General features: G+C 65.6%; 18 protein-coding genes. 12 read left to right on the top strand and 6 right to left on the bottom strand.

Going from position 1 to position 18,058, the window contains the following annotated elements; genetic code table 11:
* The first annotated feature begins 4 nt into the window (after nucleotides 1-4).
* Nucleotides 5-883: a sulfurtransferase gene (locus CEY11_RS19450; RefSeq protein ID WP_088605079.1), complete on the top strand. Its 879-nt coding sequence runs from the start codon at nucleotides 5-7 to the stop codon at nucleotides 881-883.
* 10 nt (nucleotides 884-893) lie between these two features.
* Here the strand turns inward: CEY11_RS19450 and CEY11_RS19455 are convergent, their stop codons facing one another.
* Nucleotides 894-2,042: an aromatic ring-hydroxylating oxygenase subunit alpha gene (locus CEY11_RS19455; protein WP_088605080.1), complete on the bottom strand. Its 1,149-nt coding sequence runs from the start codon at nucleotides 2,040-2,042 to the stop codon at nucleotides 894-896.
* Nucleotides 2,043-2,543: 501 nt separating this feature from the next.
* Between CEY11_RS19455 and CEY11_RS19460 the strand changes: the two genes are divergently transcribed.
* The 9 genes from CEY11_RS19460 to CEY11_RS19500 all read left to right on the top strand — a co-directional run bounded on the left by CEY11_RS19460 (nucleotide 2,544) and on the right by CEY11_RS19500 (nucleotide 10,184).
* Nucleotides 2,544-2,831: an exodeoxyribonuclease VII small subunit gene (locus CEY11_RS19460; protein WP_088605081.1), complete on the top strand. Its 288-nt coding sequence runs from the start codon at nucleotides 2,544-2,546 to the stop codon at nucleotides 2,829-2,831.
* A gap of 1 nt (nucleotide 2,832) precedes the next feature.
* The gene (locus tag CEY11_RS19465) at nucleotides 2,833-3,747 is read left to right on the top strand and encodes a polyprenyl synthetase family protein (RefSeq protein WP_088605082.1); all 915 of its coding nucleotides are present in this window, start codon (nucleotides 2,833-2,835) and stop codon (nucleotides 3,745-3,747) included.
* Nucleotides 3,748-3,869: 122 nt separating this feature from the next.
* Nucleotides 3,870-5,774 (top strand): 1-deoxy-D-xylulose-5-phosphate synthase, encoded by a 1,905-nt coding sequence (gene dxs, locus CEY11_RS19470; protein WP_088605083.1) that lies wholly within the window; start codon nucleotides 3,870-3,872, stop codon nucleotides 5,772-5,774.
* Nucleotides 5,775-5,926: 152 nt separating this feature from the next.
* Entirely contained in the window at nucleotides 5,927-6,730 is an 804-nt protein-coding gene (gene folE2 / locus CEY11_RS19475; protein WP_088605084.1) for a GTP cyclohydrolase FolE2, read from the top strand.
* A gap of 244 nt (nucleotides 6,731-6,974) precedes the next feature.
* Nucleotides 6,975-7,343, top strand: a complete 369-nt coding sequence (gene rpsF / locus CEY11_RS19480) for a 30S ribosomal protein S6 (RefSeq protein WP_088605085.1) — start codon at nucleotides 6,975-6,977, stop codon at nucleotides 7,341-7,343.
* Nucleotides 7,344-7,389: 46 nt separating this feature from the next.
* Nucleotides 7,390-7,692 (top strand): primosomal replication protein N, encoded by a 303-nt coding sequence (gene priB, locus CEY11_RS19485; RefSeq protein ID WP_088605163.1) that lies wholly within the window; start codon nucleotides 7,390-7,392, stop codon nucleotides 7,690-7,692.
* Nucleotides 7,693-7,799: 107 nt separating this feature from the next.
* The gene (gene rpsR / locus CEY11_RS19490) at nucleotides 7,800-8,072 is read left to right on the top strand and encodes a 30S ribosomal protein S18 (RefSeq protein WP_088605164.1); all 273 of its coding nucleotides are present in this window, start codon (nucleotides 7,800-7,802) and stop codon (nucleotides 8,070-8,072) included.
* Between the two features lie 15 nt (nucleotides 8,073-8,087).
* On the top strand, nucleotides 8,088-8,543 hold the full coding sequence (gene rplI, locus CEY11_RS19495) for a 50S ribosomal protein L9 (protein WP_088605086.1): 456 nt from the start codon (nucleotides 8,088-8,090) through the stop codon (nucleotides 8,541-8,543).
* 231 nt (nucleotides 8,544-8,774) lie between these two features.
* Nucleotides 8,775-10,184 carry a replicative DNA helicase gene (locus CEY11_RS19500; protein WP_408608149.1) on the top strand — a complete coding sequence of 470 codons (1,410 nt, stop codon included), beginning with the start codon at nucleotides 8,775-8,777 and terminating at the stop codon, nucleotides 10,182-10,184.
* A 150-nt stretch (nucleotides 10,185-10,334) separates the two neighbouring features.
* Here CEY11_RS19500 and pdxA read toward each other — a convergent pair whose 3' ends face one another.
* A complete protein-coding gene (gene pdxA / locus CEY11_RS19505; RefSeq protein WP_088605088.1) occupies nucleotides 10,335-11,348 on the bottom strand; it encodes a 4-hydroxythreonine-4-phosphate dehydrogenase PdxA in 1,014 nt (337 codons plus the stop codon).
* A 246-nt stretch (nucleotides 11,349-11,594) separates the two neighbouring features.
* Nucleotides 11,595-12,407 carry an IclR family transcriptional regulator gene (locus CEY11_RS19510; protein ID WP_158215387.1) on the bottom strand — a complete coding sequence of 271 codons (813 nt, stop codon included), beginning with the start codon at nucleotides 12,405-12,407 and terminating at the stop codon, nucleotides 11,595-11,597.
* 129 nt (nucleotides 12,408-12,536) lie between these two features.
* Here CEY11_RS19510 and CEY11_RS19515 point away from each other — a divergent pair, with 129 nt between their 5' ends.
* Nucleotides 12,537-13,943 (top strand): FAD-dependent oxidoreductase, encoded by a 1,407-nt coding sequence (locus CEY11_RS19515; protein WP_088605090.1) that lies wholly within the window; start codon nucleotides 12,537-12,539, stop codon nucleotides 13,941-13,943.
* A gap of 63 nt (nucleotides 13,944-14,006) precedes the next feature.
* On the top strand, nucleotides 14,007-15,002 hold the full coding sequence (locus CEY11_RS19520; protein WP_088605091.1) for a Bug family tripartite tricarboxylate transporter substrate binding protein: 996 nt from the start codon (nucleotides 14,007-14,009) through the stop codon (nucleotides 15,000-15,002).
* A gap of 91 nt (nucleotides 15,003-15,093) precedes the next feature.
* Here the strand turns inward: CEY11_RS19520 and CEY11_RS19525 are convergent, their stop codons facing one another.
* The 3 genes from CEY11_RS19525 to CEY11_RS19535 form a co-directional block, all read right to left on the bottom strand.
* Nucleotides 15,094-16,725: a PhoH family protein gene (locus CEY11_RS19525; RefSeq protein ID WP_088605092.1), complete on the bottom strand. Its 1,632-nt coding sequence runs from the start codon at nucleotides 16,723-16,725 to the stop codon at nucleotides 15,094-15,096.
* Between the two features lie 167 nt (nucleotides 16,726-16,892).
* Entirely contained in the window at nucleotides 16,893-17,369 is a 477-nt protein-coding gene (locus CEY11_RS19530; protein WP_088605093.1) for a peroxiredoxin, read from the bottom strand.
* Complete coding sequence (locus CEY11_RS19535) at nucleotides 17,366-17,818, bottom strand: Mth938-like domain-containing protein (RefSeq protein WP_088605094.1); 453 nt, start codon at nucleotides 17,816-17,818, stop codon at nucleotides 17,366-17,368. The genes CEY11_RS19530 and CEY11_RS19535 overlap by 4 nt, the downstream gene beginning before the upstream one ends.
* Nucleotides 17,819-18,058 lie beyond the last annotated feature (240 nt).

Genomic DNA, 18,058 nt, shown 5'->3' on the forward strand with positions numbered 1-18,058 from the left:
CAATATGTCTGATGTACTCATGCAAGCCGAAGACCTGAAGGCGGCGCTTTCCAAGGGGCGCTGGCTGGTGTTCGACGTGCGCCACGATCTGCAGGATCACGCCGCCGGCCGCCGCGCCTACGAACAAGGCCATGTGCCCGGCGCCGTCTACCTGGATAACGAAACCCAGCTGGCCGCTCCCAAGACCGGGCGCAATGGGCGCCATCCCTTGCCGGCCATGGCCGATTTTGCGGCGCTGATGCAGGCTTGCGGCCTGACGCCCGACACCCGGGTGGTGGTGTACGACGCGCAAGGCGGCATGTTCGCGGCACACCTCTGGTGGATGCTGCGCTGGCTGGGCCACGAGCACGTGGCCGTGCTCGACGGCGGCTGGCAGGCCTGGCAGGCCGCCGGCGGTGCGCAAGAGAGCGGATCTGGGCGCAATCCGGCGGCGCAAGCCTCCGGTGCGCCGACGGGTGCCGGCGGCGGGCAGCGCCCGCACATGCCCATGGTGGATGCGCAGGCCGTGGCGGCGAACCTGGAAAAGCCGGCTTTTACCGTAGTGGACGCGCGCGCCGCCAATCGCTATGCCGGTGAGGTCGAACCCATGGATCCGGTGGCCGGGCACATCCCCGGTGCCCTGAATCGTCCCAATGGGCAGAATCTCGGCGCCGATGGGCGTTTCAAGGCGCCGCAGGAACTGCGCGCCGAATTTTCCGCGCTGTTGCAGGGCCTGCCCGCGCAGCGCGTGGTGCATCAGTGCGGCTCGGGCATCACGGCCTGCCACAATTTGTTTGCCATGGAACTGGCCGGCCTGACCGGCTCGGCGCTGTACCCCGGTTCCTGGAGCGAATGGTGCAGCGACCCGTCGCGGCCGGTGGCCAAGGGCAGCGTGCCCGGTTGACCCCGGGGCTTCAGGCTTCCGGCCCCATCAGGCGCCGGTACCATTCATGGAAGTGCTGCATGCCGTCTTCCATGGGTGACTGGTATGGGCCGGAATCATTGGCTCCGCGCAGCATCAGGGCCTTGCGGCCGGCGTCCATGCGCTCGGCGATTTCGTCGTCTTCCACGGCCGTTTCCATGTAGGCGGCACGCTGGGCCTGCACGAAATCGCGCTCGAAGGCGGCAATATCTTCGGGGTAGTAGAACTCGACGATATTGAGCGTTTCCTGCGGGCTGACCGGGTGCAGAGTGGACAGCACCAGCACGTGCGGATAGAGCTCGATCATGTGCGTGGGGAAATAGGTGACCCACACCGCGCCGAACTCGGGCGCGTCGCCCGCGCGGTATTCCAGCAAGCGGTCGTGCCAGTCGCCATAGACTTTGGAGCCGGGCTGGGTAAGCGCCTTGTGCACCCCGACGCGCTGGGCGCTGTACCAGTCGGAGAATTCCCAGCTCAGGTCGTCGCAGGTGACGAACTGCCCCAGGCCCGGATGGAACGGGCCCACGTGATAGTCTTCCAGGTAGACCTCGATGAAGGTCTTCCAGTTGTAGTGGCAGTGGTGCACCTCGACGTGGTCGAGCACGTAATCGGAAAAATCGAATTCGGGACGCTGGAACAGCGCCGCCAGGTCTTGCGCCGGGCTGCGCGGGCCTTCGAACAGCAGGCCGTGGCAGTTGTGCAGCGCAAAGCGCGGCAGGGCGGAGCAGGGCTTGTCTTCGAACAGCGGCGCGCCTATGAGCTGGCCCTGCTGGCTGTAGGTCCAGCGGTGCACAGGGCAGACGATGTTGCCGCCGGTGTCGCGCAGATTGCCGCAAGAGGCCCGCGGGTCGGTGACGTTGCCCGTGGTGCCGCCCAGCATGATGGCCTGGCGGTGGCGGCAGACATTCGACAGCAGTTCGACGCCTTCGGGGCTGCGCACCAGCACCCGGCCGGCCCGCTCTTGCGCCAGGGTGCGCCAGTCGCCCACTTCGGGCACGAGTTTTTCGTGCCCCACATACAGGGCCGACTGTTTGAAGATGAGTTCCTGTTCTTTGGCGAATATGACTTCGTCGAAGTAGCTGCCGACCGGGAGCTGTGTACGTGCAGGCGTCAGATGCGCCACTTGACCGATATCGGTCATAATTTTCCCCCCCGCAAGGATGAAAACCGGACAGCGCTAGACCACGCGCATCGCCTGCGCGCCTGGTGTTTGTGGTGTGTCCGGTGCGAAGAAAAAATGGGTCGGCTAGTGGGAAATCAGCCGAAACCGAAAATTGTACCCTAATTTTTCTCTTAAAAAACAAGACCTATAGCCATGCCGGCAATGGGGCCGGGGCGCATCCCTTACAATTCCGTTATACAGGCGCGGCACGGCCGCGCATTGAATTTTTTGCCGCCAGGCCGCCCCAAGGCAAAAAGCTCCCCCTTGGGGGATGAGCCCGGACACGACACAGTCCCTGCGGACTGTGTCATGCCTGGCGAATCCGAGCGGCATGCAAAGCCGCGAGGTGGATGGCAAGCCGAAGGCGCGGCGTGGGGGGTATTTTTTGCCGCCGGGCCGCCCCAAGGCAAAAAGCGCCCCCCCTTGGGGGGCAGCAAGCCGAAGGCGCGGCGTGGGGGGTAATATTCCAGGATGATCGCAATGGCAGACAACAGCAGCGGCAAGGGTGCGGCCACCGGGCCAGGCGGGCAGGACGGCCTGCCTCAGAAAGGCCTGCCCCAGGACTTCGAAACCGCGCTGGCGCAGCTCGAGGCGCTGGTGGCGCAGATGGAAAACGGCACGCTGGCGCTGGATCAGTCCCTGGCGGCCTACGAAAAAGGGGTGGAACTCGCCCGCATCTGCCAGCAGCGGCTGGACGCCGCCGAACAGCAAGTGAAGGTGCTGCAGGGCAATCTGCTGCGCCCGCTCGATGCCGCCGACGAGCCATAACATGGGCGCCAGGCAACTCGAATTTTCCTCCTGGCTGTCGGATCGCGTCCACCACACCGAGACGGTGCTGGAGCGCCTGCTGCCCGAGCCCGGCACGGTGCCCGGCAGACTGCACCAGGCCATGCGCTATGCAGTGCTGGGCGGCGGCAAGCGGGTGCGTGCAATGCTGGCGTATGCGGCCGGCGAGGTCTGCCTGCAGGCCGGCACGGCCTCGACGGCGCAAGAGATGGCTTTGGACTACGCCGCCGCGGCCGTCGAGATCATCCATGCCTATTCGCTGGTGCACGACGATCTGCCCTGCATGGACGATGACACGCTGCGGCGCGGGCGCCCCACGGTGCACGTGCAATTCGACGAGGCCACCGCGATGCTCGCCGGCGACGCGCTCCAGCCCCTGGCCTTCGAGCTGCTGGCGCAGATGCCGATTGCGCCGGCGCTGATCGTGCAGGCGGTGCAGATCCTGGCCCATTCCGCCGGCAGCAACGGCATGGCCGGCGGCCAGGCCATAGATTGCGAAAGCGTGGGCAGCATGCTGACGCGCGACCAATTGCAGACCATGCACAGCATGAAGACCGGCGCCATGCTGGGTGCCAGCGTGCTGCTGGGCGGGGTGGTGGCCGGCGCCAGCTCGAGCGTGCGTGTCAGCCTGGAGTCCTACGCGGCGGCCGTGGGCCTGGCGTTCCAGGTGGTCGACGACATTCTCGACGTAACCGCCGACACCGCTACGCTGGGCAAGACGGCGGGCAAGGACGCCGCCAGCGACAAGCCCACCTATGTATCGCTGCTGGGGCTGGATGGCTCGCGCGAGCTGCTGCACAGCCTGCGCGAAGAGGCGCATGCCGCGCTGCTGCCGCTGGGCGCGGCCGCCGGCCGGCTGGGCCAGATCGCGGATTTCATCGTCGGCCGGGATCGCTGATGCCCGCTGCCCGCGTCCGTGCTCTATACGTTCTAAAATAAGCGGGAAGGTGGCCGCGGCGCGAGCCGCGCCCGGCCCCAAGATCGCTACACGGCGCTTGCCGAGAATTTGCCTATTGCCTCATGACTACCGTTACGCTTGACCAAATCCAGTCTCCTTCCGATCTGCGCACCCTGGGCCGGCGCGATCTCAAGGACGTGGCGGATCAATTGCGCGAATTCGTGTTGCAGTCGGTCTCCAAGACCGGCGGCCACCTATCCTCCAATCTCGGCACGGTGGAACTGACCATCGCCCTGCACTACGTCTTCAACACGCCCGACGACCGTATCGTGTGGGACGTGGGCCATCAGTCGTATCCGCACAAAATACTTACCGGGCGGCGCGAACGGATGTCCACGCTGCGCCAGCAGGGTGGCATATCGGGCTTTCCCAAGCGCAGCGAGTCGGAATACGATGCCTTCGGCACCGCCCACTCGTCCACTTCCATCTCGGCGGCGCTGGGCATGGCGGTGGCTTCGCGCAACCTGGGCCTGCAGCGCCGCCATATCGCCGTAATCGGCGACGGCGCCATGACCGCCGGCATGGCCTTCGAGGCCCTGAACAATGCGGGCGTCACGCCCGGCGTCAACCTGCTGGTGGTGCTCAACGACAACGACATGTCGATCTCGCCGCCGGTCGGGGCCCTGAACCGCTACCTGGCGCGCCTGCTGTCCGGCGGCTTCTACGCCGCGGCCAAGAACGTCGGGCGCGCGGTGCTGCAGCATGTGCCGCCCGTGCTGGAATTCGCCCGCCGCGTCGAGGGCCACGCCAAGGGCCTGGTTTCGCCGGCCACCTTTTTCGAAGAGCTGGGCTTCAACTATGTGGGGCCCCTCGACGGCCACGACCTGGACGCCCTGGTGCCGACGCTGGAAAACCTGCGGGCGCTGGGCGGACTGCAGTTCCTGCACGTGGTCACCCGCAAGGGCCACGGCTACAAGCTGGCCGAGGCCGACCCGGTGCTCTATCACGGGCCCGGCAAGTTCGACCCCAGCGTGGGCATACAGAAGCCCAAGACGCCGCCGCGCCAGACCTACACCCAGGTGTTCGGCCGCTGGCTGTGCGACATGGGGCAGGCCGACGAGCGCCTGTACGGCATCACCCCCGCCATGCGCGAGGGCAGCGGCCTGGTCGAGTTCGAGCAGCGCTTTCCCGAGCGCTATTTCGACGTCGGCATCGCCGAGCAGCACGCGGTCACTTTCGCTGCCGGCCTGGCCTGCGAGGGCCGCAAGCCCGTGGTGGCCATCTATTCCACCTTCATGCAGCGCGGCTACGACCAGTTCATCCATGACGTGGCCTTGCAGAACCTGGACGTCACCTTCGCGCTGGATCGCGCCGGGCTGGTCGGGGCCGACGGCGCCACCCATGGCGGCAATTACGATATTGCATTCCTGCGCTGCGTCCCCAACATGGTAGTCGCCACGCCGTCGGACGAAAACGAGGCGCGGCTGCTGTTAAGTACCTGCTACCAGCACCCGGGGCCGGCTTCGGTGCGCTATCCGCGCGGCGCCGGCTGCGGGGCCGAGGTCGTGGCGGGGCTGGAAACCGTGCCGCTGGGCAAGGGTGTGCTGCGCCGCCAGGGCAGGCGCATCGCCATCCTGGGTTTCGGCACCCTGGTGCCGGCGGCACTGGCGGCGGCCGAAGCGCTCGGCGCCACGCTGGCCGACATGCGTTTCGTCAAGCCGCTGGACGAGGCCCTGGTGCTGGCGCTAGCGGCCGAGCACGATGTCCTGGTCACGGTCGAAGAGGCCTGTGTGATGGGCGGTGCCGGCAGCGCGGTCACCGAGCTGCTGGGGGCGCACGGGCTGTGCCTGCCGGTGCTGCAGCTGGGCCTGCCCGACGCCTTCATCGACCATGGCGAGCAGGCCGCGCTGTTGCGCGGGCTGGGCCTGGACGCGGCTGGCATCGAGCGCTCGGTGCGCGAGCGCTTCCAGGCCGTGCTGGCACCGCGATTCGGCGCCAAACAGGCAAGCGCCGCCGGCGGACAATAAGCTTATGGCTCGCTTCCGACCCTCAGGTTGTGGTGTAATGTGCTGATTGCGTTGGGGTTTTGGCGAACGGCCCGACGCAGTTTGTTGCATAATCTAAAGTTTGCCATTTTTCGGGAGCGTGCCCGGCGCCGCATCCCCCAGGTTTGTGACACATGAATTCTCTGACTGATCCCCTTGTCGCCATGCCCGACGTGCAAAGCAGCGTCGACACTCGCCATATCCCCATCCAGCGGGTTGGCGTACGCGGCGTGCGCCACCCCATGCTGGTGGCCGGTGCGGGCGGGCAGGCCATGCCCACCGTGGCGCAATGGGAGCTTACGGTAGCGTTGCCGGCCGAGGAAAAAGGCACGCACATGTCGCGTTTCGTGGCGCTGCTCGAGCAATATCGCTCGCGGCCCATGACGCCGGCGCTGTTCTGCGACATGGCTCGCGACATGCTGCCGCTGCTGCACGCCGTCAAGGGCGACATCACCGCGTCCTTTCCGTATTTCATCGAGAAGGTCGCGCCGGTATCGGGCGTGGCCAGCCTCATGGACTACGAGCTCACCTGGACGGCGCGCGCCGAGGGCGACGCCGTGGCGTTCGAGCTGGCGGTACTGGTGCCGGTTACCAGCCTGTGCCCGTGCTCCAAGGCCATCGCAGACTACGGCGCGCACAATCAGCGCTCGCACGTCACGGTGCGCGTGGCTTATGGCGATCCGGCCCAGGCCAACGTCGACGACCTGATCCGCCGCATCGAGCAACAAGGATCCAGCGAATTGTGGGGCCTGCTCAAGCGCACCGACGAGAAATTCGTCACCGAGCGCGCCTACGAGAATCCGAAATTCGTCGAAGATCTGGTGCGCGACGTGGCGGCGCAGGTCAAGACCGTTGCCGGGGTGCAACGCTTCCACATTGAAGCCGAGAATTTCGAATCCATCCACAACCATTCGGCCTACGCCGTGGTGGAAGGCTGAGCCTGTCGTGCCGGCCGTGGCCGCGGCCGGACACGCGCGCTTCAACATGCTAAAATAGACGGTTTCTTGCTCGATTCTTCCCGGTGTTGGGAGGGACGGGCTGCCCCTTTCGGGCGCCTTTTCATTACGTGTACCTGGCGTATTCATGCGTTTCTACGCATATTCACGCGCGGCTTGGCCCATGGCCTGCCGGTGCACGGCATTTCTCGGCGTTTCCGGAAGACATCCTCAAGGAGTGTAGTTCATGCGCCACTACGAAGTAGTGTTCATTGTGCATCCCGATCAAAGCGAGCAGGTGCCCGCTATGGTCGAGCGCTATCAAACCATGGTCACCGGCAGCGGCGGCCAGGTGCATCGCACCGAAGACTGGGGTCGCCGCCAATTGGCCTACCCCATCCAGAAGCTCGTCAAAGCTCATTATGTCTGCCTGAACATCGAGTGCTCGCAAGCGATTCTCGATGAGCTCGAGCATTCCTTCCGCTACAACGACGCGGTTCTGCGCCACCTGGTCATCAAGACCAAGAAGGCGCAGACGGCTCCGTCGCTGATGATGAAGTCGGTCGAGCGCGAAGAGGCCCGCAAGGCGTCGTCCGAAACCACTTCGGCGGCGTAAGGCGCAGGCTGTTGCGTCCGTGCCCGCAAGCGTGAACCAGCTCGCCATGACCGCCACGGCGTTCGAGGTCAAGCCGCTGCGATACACCCCGGCAGGCTTGCCGGCTATCGAAATGCTGCTGAACCACGAGTCCGAAGTCATGGAGGCCGGCCATCCGCGCCGGGTCGAGTTGACGGTTCCTGCCGTGGCCCTGGGCGACGTGGCGCTGCTGCTGGCGGACACTCCGCTGGGCGCCGTGCTGTCGATCGAGGGCTTCCTGGCTCCGAGCCGCAAGGGTTCCAGCAGGCTGGTGGTGCATATCCAGCAGGCGAACCGGACGTATGCCGGAGGGGCCACGGTTCTGGTCTAGGCCGCAACCGCAGTTTTGAGTTTTGATTGGGTGCGAATCGCAGGGCGGTTCGCCATATGGAAAATATCCAGGGGCTGCTTGGCTCCCCTGAAACCGAGAGGCACATCATGGCTTTCTTCAAGAAAAGCAAAGAAAAGCGCAAATTCACGCAGCAAAATCCGCTGTTCAAGCGCCGCAAGTTCTGCCGCTTCACCGCGGCCGGCGTCGAGGAAATCGACTACAAAGACCTGGACACGCTGCGCGACTTCATCCAGGAAAACGGCAAGATCATCCCGGCTCGCCTGACCGGCACCAAGGCCCACTACCAGCGCCAGCTCGACACCGCGATCAAGCGTGCGCGCTTCCTGGCCCTGCTGCCTTACACCGACAATCACCACTAATCCGGGGCCTACGTCATGCAAGTCATTCTGCTCGAAAAAGTAGTCAACCTGGGTAACCTCGGCGAAGTCGTGCGCGTGCGCGACGGCTATGCCCGCAATTACCTGATCCCGAAAAAGATCGCCCGCCGTGCCACCGACGCCGCCCTGAAAGAGTTCGAAGCGCGCCGCGCCGAACTCGAAAAGGTGCAGGCCGAGAAGCTGGCCGCCGCCCAGGCCTTGGGCGAGAAGCTCTCGGGCCTGACGCTGACCATCTCCCAGAAGTCGGGCGTGGACGGCCGTTTGTTCGGCTCGGTCACCAATATGGACATCGCCGCGGCGCTGCACAAGCAGGGCTTCGAGTCGGTGGAAAAAGCGCAGGTGCGCCTGGCCAACGGCGCCTTCAAGGCCGTGGGCGAGTACCCCGTGCAAATTGCCCTGCACGCCGACGTGGTGGTCGACATTACCCTGGTGGTGCAAGGCGAAATGGCCTGATCCGGCAAGGGCGGCGCACAGGCGCCGGCCATGCCGCTGCACCCGCTACACTATAGCCGGCGTATGCCGGCTATTTCTTTTTCCGTTTCCCTATGCGTCTACGGGTTTGCAATCAGAACGGCAAGCGCGTTAAGCGAATCAGGCGCAAAGCCGGAAACAATACAAAGTACGGCAAGGCGAAGTAACGCAGCTATGCTGTTGAATGCGAATCCGTAGCAAACCGAGGTGGCAATGCCAGAGAGCAAGACAATGAACGGTGCGGTGGCGGGCGGCGCGCCGCTGAGCGGCGATCCGCAGCTGGACTATCTGCGGGTGCCGCCGCATTCGGTCGAGGCCGAGCAGTCCGTGCTGGGCGGCCTGCTGCTGGACAACGCCGCCTGGGATCGCATCACCGACGTCCTGGGCGAAGAAGATTTCTACCGCTACGACCATCGCATCATCTGGCAGCACATCACGCGCCTGATCGGCCTGGCGCGCCCGGCCGACGTGGTCACTGTGTACGAATCGCTGTCCAGTGCCGCCAAGGCCGAGGAAGTCGGCGGCCTGGCCTACTTGAACGCGCTGGCGCACAACACGCCCTCGGCGGCCAACATCCGGCGCTATGCCGAGATCGTGCGCGAGCGCTCGATGCTGCGCAAGCTGGTCTCGGTGGCCGACGAGATCTCGGCCGCGGCCTTCAACCCCCAGGGCAAAGAGGCGCGCCAGCTGCTCGACGAGGCCGAGTCGCGCGTGTTCCAGATTGCCCAGGAAGGCTCGCGCGGCGTATCCGGCTTCCAGGACATACAGCCGCTGCTGACACAGGTGGTCGAGCGCATCGACGAGCTGTACCATCGCGAGGGCGATTCCGACGTCACCGGCGTGCCTACCGGCTTCACCGACCTGGATCGCATGACTTCGGGCCTGCAGCCCGGCGACTTGATCATCGTGGCCGGGCGCCCGTCCATGGGCAAGACCTCGTTTTCCATGAACATCGGCGAGCACGTGGCCATAGAGCAGGGCCTGCCGGTGGCGGTGTTCTCCATGGAAATGGGCGCGGTGCAGCTGGCCATGCGCATGGTGGGCTCGGTCGGCATGCTCGACCAGCATCGCATGCGTACCGGCAAGCTGACCGCCGACGACTGGCCGCGCCTGACCCATGCGGTGCAGCAGGTGCAGGAAGCGCAGATCTACATCGACGAGACCCCGGCGCTCAGCTCCATGGAGGTGCGGGCTCGCTCGCGCCGCCTGGCGCGCCAGTGCGGCCAGCTGGGGCTCATCATCATCGACTACATGCAGCTCATGTCGGCCAGTTCGGCCGGCGAGAACCGCGCCACCGAGATTTCGGAAATCAGCCGCTCGCTCAAGGGCCTGGCCAAGGAATTGAACTGCCCGCTGATCGCGCTGTCGCAGCTCAATCGCAGCCTTGAACAGCGCCCCAACAAGCGCCCGGTAATGAGCGATCTGCGCGAGTCCGGCGCCATCGAACAGGACGCCGACTTGATCCTGTTCATTTATCGCGACGAGGTCTACAACCCCGACTCGCCCGACAAGGGCACCGCCGAAATCATCGTCGGCAAGCAGCGTAACGGCCCCATCGGCAGCGTGCGCCTGACCTTCCAGGGCGCCAGCACGCGCTTCCTGAATTTCACGTCGGTGATGTAGCGCCGCGCGCGGGTTCCTACGGGGGTAGTGGCATGCGCGCCGCAAGGGCTCCTGTGGGGCTGCATGTGCGTCGCCACAATAAAGCGCGATTCAGCGGTTTATCTGCTGGCAGGCCGGGCCGGCACGCCAGCTCAGTCGCCTTCAGCCGGCCTACGCCGGCTGTTGCCCGGCCGTCATGGCCAGCGCCATGTCGTAGGCGGCGCGCAGCGAGCGCGGGTCGGCGATGCCGCGGCCGGCGATGTCGAAGGCGGTGCCGTGATCCACGCTGGTGCGCACGAAGGGCAGGCCTACCGTGACGTTCACGCCGTGGTCTATGCCCAGGTACTTGACCGGGATCAGGCCCTGGTCGTGGTATTGGGCGACGACGATGTCGAATTCGCCCTGGCGGGCGCGCATGAACACGGTGTCGCCGGGCCAGGGGCCGCTGGCGTCTATGCCTTCGGCGCGCGCTTGCGCTATGGCCGGCGCGATCACCTCGATTTCCTCGCGGCCGAAGCGGCCGTCTTCGCCGGCATGCGGGTTCAGGCCGGCCACCGCAACGCGTGGCGCGGCCAGTCCGGCCTGGCGGCAGGCCAGGTCGGCCAGCCGCAGCGTGGTCAGTTCCTGTTCGAGGGTAATGTGGCGCGGCACTTCGGCCAGGGCCATGTGGATGGTCACCAGTATCACCCGTAGTTCGGGGTTGGCCAGCATCATTGCATAGTGCTGCGTGCCGGTGCGTTCGGCCAGGATCTCGGTGTGGCCCGGGTAGTCGGCGCCTCCGGCCTGCATGGCCTTCTTGTTCAAAGGCGCGGTGACGATGGCGCGCAGCCGCCCCGCGCCGGCATCGTCGATGGCGTGGCACAGGTATTCGTAGGCGCCGCGGCCCGCCTGCGGGCTGAGCCTGCCGGGTGCCAGATCCGCCGGCAGCGGCTGCCAGCGGTTGTGCACGGCGATGATGCCGGCGCCGTTCAGCGGCACATCGTCGGCCGCCGACAGCTCTTGCACGCGCAGGCGCTCTTGCAGGCCCAGCGCGGCGATGGTGGCGCGCAGCACGCCGGCGTCGCCATACACGACGGTGGGTGCGGGCAGCCCTTCGGCGTGCAGCTTGACGATGATTTCCGGCCCGATGCCGGCGGCGTCGCCCAGGGTGATGCCGACGGGAAGGCTGGAGGTGTGCGAACTCATATGAAACTCGAAAAAGTGCTCAGGGCGCGCCGGCCGGCACGTGCCTGCGTCCGGCCTGCTTGTCCGCGTGTGCGGGTAGGGGCGGCTGGGCGCGCGTGGCGAACCGGCATGACGCTGGCGTAATGTGTATTACGTGTATTACGGCTATTTTAGAGCCTGCCGGACGGCTGGGTCGGCCGGCTACTCACCAGCTACTCACCAGCTACTCACCAGCTACTCACCGGCTACTCACCAGCTACTCACCAGCTACTCGGCGGGTGCGGGCGCCGCGCCCGGGGCGCCGTCGGCCAGGTGCAGTTCGAGTTCGCGGGCCTCGCCGCGCAGCGTGTCGACGACCTCGCGCAGGCGGGCGCCCGACAGCCGTGAAGAAATCGCCGCGATGCTCAGTGCCGCCACCGGCGTGCCGGCAGGATCCATGACCGCTACTCCCACCGCGCTGACCCGCGGGACGATCATGTCGCGGTTGTAGCCGTAGCCCAGGCGCCGCGAGGTTTCGAGCAAGCGCACGATGGCGTCCATGCGTCCGGCGGAAAAGCGCGACAGATAGGGGCGGCTGTCCTCCATCAGGGCCTGGGCCTGGCCGGCCGGCAGGCATGCCAGTATGGCGGCGCCACCGGCCGAGACGCACAGTGGGCGGCGCGCGCCTACTTCCACGGTGAGCGCCTTGATCGGGTAGTGGCCCTCGCGGCGGTCGATGCAGACGGTCTCGTGGCGGCTGCGCAGGTTGAGAAACGCCGTGTCCCCGGTATGCCGCGCCAGCCTGTCCAGGGCCTGGGCGCCCATGGCGCGCCAATCGTAGCGGGGCTGCGCCGCAACGCCCAATTCGTAGGCCAGCCTGCCCAATATGTAGTGGTGGGTATGCGGGTCGCGCGCCACGATTTCTTCGCGGCCCAGTGCCGCCAGGATGCGGTGCAGGGTGGAGTGATGCAGCCCGCAGTACTGCGCCAGTTCGCCCAGCCGCCAGCCGCCCTGGCGACTGGAAAGCGTCCGCAGCACCAGGAAGCTGCGCTGCAGCAGCTGGGCGCCGGCCGTGCCTGCGGGGTTTTTCAGATTGTTCATATAGTGGAAATATACGATAAACCGGCCGCTCCGGTTACGCATCGGGATTTCATAATTGGCACGCAGGCGTGATTGCTGCTCGGTCGCCATAGGCGACCGAAGCCTTAATGTTCATATTATGGAAATTCGATGGAAAGCAGCCCAAGCAAGGAAATAGCAGCCGACGTGGTAGTGGTCGGCGCGGGATCCGCCGGCATTTGTGCGGCCATTGCCGCGGCCAAGGCGGGTGCCCGTACGGTACTGGTGGATGCGGGCCCCATGCCTGGCGGCGAGCTGCTCACGGGCATGGCGGTGGATGGTGCCTTGAACGCCCGGGGAGAATGGATACTCGGCGGCGTGGGCCGGGAATTGTTCGACGAATGCGCGCGCCTGGGCGGCTATATCGGGCCGCTCAATGACTGGCGGCTGATCTGGTACGTGTGCTTCGATCCCGAAGTCATGAAGCTTGCCGTGATACGTTTGCTGGATAAATATGGCGTGTCGCTGATGTTGCACAGCGTGCTGTTCGATGCGCAGGCGCACGACGGACGTGTGCAGGCGGCACGACTGTTGAACAAAAGCGGCACGGTGCGCCTGGCGGCGCCATGCTTCATCGACGCGTCCGGCGATGGCGACCTGGCGGTGCTGGCCGGGGCGGGCTTCGACCTGGGCGGCGCGGGCGGGGAATTCCAGCCCTTGTCGATGATGTTCCGCATGAGCGGCGTGGATACCGATGGGCTGCTCGATTATTTGTGCCGGGCGCCCGAGAATTTCGCCCTGGGGGAAAGCGATGCCATACGCGGCGGGCGCAGCGATGCGCAGATCGCGCAAGAAGTGCGGCGCCAGGGGCAGCCCACCGTATTCATCAAGGGCGACGGGCCGCTGCTGGCGGGCGCCATCGCGCATGGCGCCATGTATCCCACGGCGCTCATCATGATCCAGCCCACTTCGGCCTCACGCCGCGAGGTGTGCCTGAATTCGACGCGGGTGGCCAATGTCAATGCGCTGGAAACGGGGGCCCTGAGCGCCGTGCTGGGGCCGCTGGCCCAGCAGATAGAAACAGGGGTGGGTTTCATGCGCGGCAACGTGCCCGGCTTCGAGCATGCGGTGTTTTCCGGCATGGCGCCGCGCATAGGGATACGCGAGACGCGCCGCGTGCAAGGACTGCAGACGCTTACGGAAGAAGATGTACTGCAGGCGCGCAAGAGCGATCTCGGTATAGGAAAAGGCAGCCACCATGTCGATATCCATCAGGCGGGCGCGGGCCAGATACGCATACCCGTGCGCGACGGCGGCTCTTACGACATTCCATGGGGGTGCCTCGTGCCCCGCGGCCTGTCCAATGTGATTCTGGCCGGACGTTGCGTCTCGGCTGATCGGGCCGCGCACGGCTCGGTGCGCGTCATGGGGCCCTGCATGGCCATGGGCCAGGCGGCCGGTACCGCCGCGGCCCGGCTGGCCGGCGGCGAGTGGGGCGGCGACGTGCGCCAGGTCGACGTGGCGCAGCTGCGCCGCCGCCTGGCCGACGATGGCGCGATTCTGGATGGCACGCACTGATGAGCCGGCACCGGGCTGGCCCATGCGCAAACTTATAAGCGTATATAAGCATAAGGAGGAAACATGAATATTCGCGATAAACGAATTCCGGGAGCCAGGCGGCTGGCGGCCGTGGCGGTGGCGCTGGCCGCGATGCTGACGGGCCTGCCCGGCACGGCCAAGGCAGCTTACCCGAGCGGGCCGATCCGCCTGATGGTGCCGTTTCAGGCCGGCGGCCTGACCGACATATTGGCGCGCACCATAGGCAATGGCTTGTCGGCCGAGCAGGGCTGGAACGTCATCGTCGAGAACAAGCCCGGGGCCGGCGGCAATATCGGCGCCGATTTCGTCGCCCGCAGCCGGCCCGACGGCCAGACGCTGCTGATGGGGTCGATAGGCACCAATGCCACCAACCCGTTCTTTTACAAAGACATGCATTACGATCCGCGCACCGCATTCGCGCCGGTGGCGATGGCGGCCACCGGCACCCTGATGCTGGTCGTCAACCCCGAGCTGCCGGTGCAAGACCTGAAAGGCCTCATCGCCTATGCCAAGGCGCATCCCGGCAAGCTGTCCTATGCCTCGGGCGGGGTCGGAACCTCGCAGTACCTGGCGGGCGAATTGCTGAAGTCCATGGCCGGGCTGCAGATCCAGCACGTACCCTACAAGGGGATCTCGCCCGCGATGGCAGACTTATTGGGCGGACGCGTCTCGATGACCTTCGACATGGCCACCGTGCTGCCCTACGTCCAGCAAGGGCGCCTGCGGCCGATCGCCGTGGCCAACCCGAAGCGCTCCGAGGCATTGCCGAAAGTCCCCACCATTGCCGAGGCCGGGGTGCCGGGCTATGCGGCCAGCGCCTGGTACGGCGTGTTTGCGCCCAAGGGCACTCCGCCAGAGATCGTCAGTCGGCTGAACCAGGCCATCAACCACATTGTGGCGCAGCCCAAGGTGCGTGCGGAATTGCTGCGCCTGGGCGCCGAGCCTTCCCCCATGTCCGCCGACGGCTTCAGGAAGTTCGTGGCCGACGAATCGGCCAAGTGGGAAAAGGTGCTGGGCCACGGGCCCGCGCACCATTGAAGCCGCTGCCGGCCCGCGGTGGCACAGGTGCCGCGGCAAGGCTGTTTGACCAGCGGGGCGGCGGCCGGTTGTGCCGCCGCCTCGGCCTACGCTACAGCGCCTCGCTGGCGTAGTCGGCCAAGCGCGAACGTTCGCCGCGCTGCAAGGTGATGTGGCCGGCATGCGGCCAGCCCTTGAAGCGATCGACCGCGTAGGTCAGGCCCGAGCTGCCTTCGGTAAGATAAGGCGTGTCGATCTGGGCGATGTTGCCCAGGCAGACGATCTTGGTGCCGGGGCCAGCGCGCGTGACCAGGGTCTTCATCTGCTTGGGCGTTAGGTTCTGCGCCTCGTCGATGATGAGGAACTTGTTCAGGAAGGTGCGGCCGCGCATGAAATTCATGGACTTGACCTTGATGCGCGAGCGGATCAGTTCCATGGTGGAATTCTTCGACCAGTCCGGGCCCGGGGCGGCGCCGGCGAGATCGCTGCCGTTGGCGCCCAGGTGCAGCACTTCCAGGTTGTCTTCCAGCGCGCCCATCCAGGGCAGCATTTTTTCTTCTTCTGTGCCGGGCAGAAAGCCGATGTCGTCGCCCACCGGCACGGTGGCGCGGGTGATGATGATCTCGTTGTAGCGCTTGGTTTCCAGGGTCTGGGTCAGCCCGCTGGCCAGCGCCAGCAGGGTCTTGCCGGTGCCGGCCTGGCCCAGCAGCGATACGAAATCGCAATCGGGATTCATCAGCAGGTTCAGCGCGAAGTTCTGCTCGCGGTTGCGCGCGGTAATGCCCCAGACATTGTTCTTGCCGTGGCTGTAGTCGCGCAGCGTGGCCAGCACCGCGCTCTTGCCGCTGACTTCCTTGACCTGCGCATACAGCGGCAGTTCGCCCTCGAAGTAGACGAATTCATTGACGATGAATTCGCTGCACAGCGGGCCCTTGACGCGGTAGTAGGTGGTGCCGCCCTGTTGCCAGGATTCGACGTCCTTGCCGTGCTTGGTCCAGAAATTTTCCGGCAGCGGCAGCACCCCGTCGTACAGCAGGTCGGAGTCGTCCAGTACGTGATCGTTGAAATAGTCTTCGGCGTGCAGGCCCAGCGCCCGCGCCTTCAGGCGCATGTTGATGTCTTTGGACACCAGGATGACCTGGCGCTTGGCGTAGCGGTCTTGCAGCGCATGCACCACGCTGAGGATGACGTTGTCGGCCTTGCCGGCGGGCAGCTCGATGGGCAGGCGCGCCTGCATGGCCGAAGTCTGGAACATCAAGGTGCCCAGCGCTTCCTGGTTGCCCAGCGCGTCCAGCGGCACGCCCTTGTCCAGTTCCTTCGTGCCGCCGGCCAGCCCGTCGAGCGAGCGGCTGACCTGGCGCGCATTGCGGGCCACCTCGGACATGCCCTTTTTTTGATGATCGAGCTCTTCGAGCACGATCATCGGCAGGAAGATGTCGTGCTCTTCGAACTTGAACAGCGAGTTGGAATCGTGCAGCAGCACGTTGGTGTCGAGCACGAACAGCTTGCGCTTGGCGACCGGCAGCCGGGTTTTTTTCTTGGCCGCCCGAAGCTGCCTGACCGGAGCGGGGGAGGCCGGCTGCACGGCGGCGGCCGCCGGCGCGGGTGCGCTGGTCTGGCGCGCCGTGGGCACCGCCGCCAGCAATGGCGGCGCTGCTGCCTCTATGGGGTCGGCCTGTGGCTCGGCATCGTTGCTGGGCGCAAGCAGTACTCCCATGCGGGTGGGCAACTTGGGTAGCGGCATATGGTGTCGGCTCCTGGTGCGGTAAGAGATGTGCGTAAGAGGTGTGCGGCGTAGGTGCTGTGGCGGGCGATGTGCTGCAAGGGTTGGGCGTAAGACGGGTTATGAAGGGTTATGTGTAAGGGTTACGTTGGGGGCGGGACGGTACGGATCCGCAAGGGCTGTCGGTTTCAGGCAATGCCGCGCACTGCCTGCAGCACTTCGTTGACGTGGCCGGGCACGCGCAGGCCGCGCCATTCCTGCACCAGCACCCCATTGGCGTCGACCAGAAAGGTGCTGCGCTCGATGCCGCGCACCTGCTTGCCGTACATGTTTTTCATTTTGATGACATTGAACTTGCTGCACAGGGTTTCGTCATCGTCCGAGATCAGCGGGAAGGGCAGGCTTTGCTTCTCGGTGAAGCTGGCGTGCGACTTGAGCGAGTCGCGGGATATGCCTACTACCTGGCAGTGGGCGGCCAGGAAGTCCTGGTAATGGTCGCGGAAATCCTGTGCCTCGGTGGTGCAGCCCGGGGTGTTGTCCTTGGGATAGAAATACAGCACCGCCGCCTTGCCGCGCAGGCTCTCGGGGCTGATTTCGCCTTGGGTGCTGGGAGCCTTGAAAGAGGGCAGCGGCTTGCCTATGGCGGCCTGGCGTGTCGCGCTCATGGGGTGTTCTCCTCGTGGGGCAGCAGGGCGGCGATCACGCGCCGGCCTTCGGCCATTAGTATGTTGTAGGTGCGGGCGGCCGCCTGGGTGCTCATGGTTTCCACGCCTATGCCCAGGCGGATGAGTTCGCGGGTGACGTGTTGCGGTAGGAATTGCTGCTTCAGGCCGGTGCCCACCAGCACCACCTCGGGGGCGTCGGGCGGCTTGGCGGGGGCGGTGCCGGCGTCCAGGAAGTCGAGCGGGTCGGCGGTGGCGGCGCCGAGGCCGGCCGCCAGGCGCAGTTGCTCGGCGGTGATGTCTGCGGTGGTCTTGACTTCCCAGGCGCGGATGTCGCCTTGCGGCCCGAAATAAACGGCGTGCTCGTAGGAAACCTGGTTGATTTCGATGTAGTCGCGCCCGTAGGCGGTTACCGTGTTGAGTGCGGGATTCGATTCGGTCTGCAGTTGCACAAAAATGCTCCCTGATTCATTCCGATGATAGCGCAATTGACCGGACGTTCCGTTGACGATATTCCCGGTTTTGCAGTTTTTTCGTATGGATTAAACTATCTGGCCGCGTTCGGGACGCGTGGCCCGGGGCGCACGCCCGTGACGGCCGGTTCGCAGCGCACAATCGGGAAAGCAGCCCAGGCCTGCGCGCTTCCTCCAGGCGGCCTGTCTGCGGCTCGCTTGCTCGCGGCCTGCGCTTAG

This window comes from Candidimonas nitroreducens (genome assembly GCF_002209565.1).
GTDB classification, from domain to species: Bacteria; Pseudomonadota; Gammaproteobacteria; order Burkholderiales; family Burkholderiaceae_B; genus Candidimonas; species Candidimonas nitroreducens.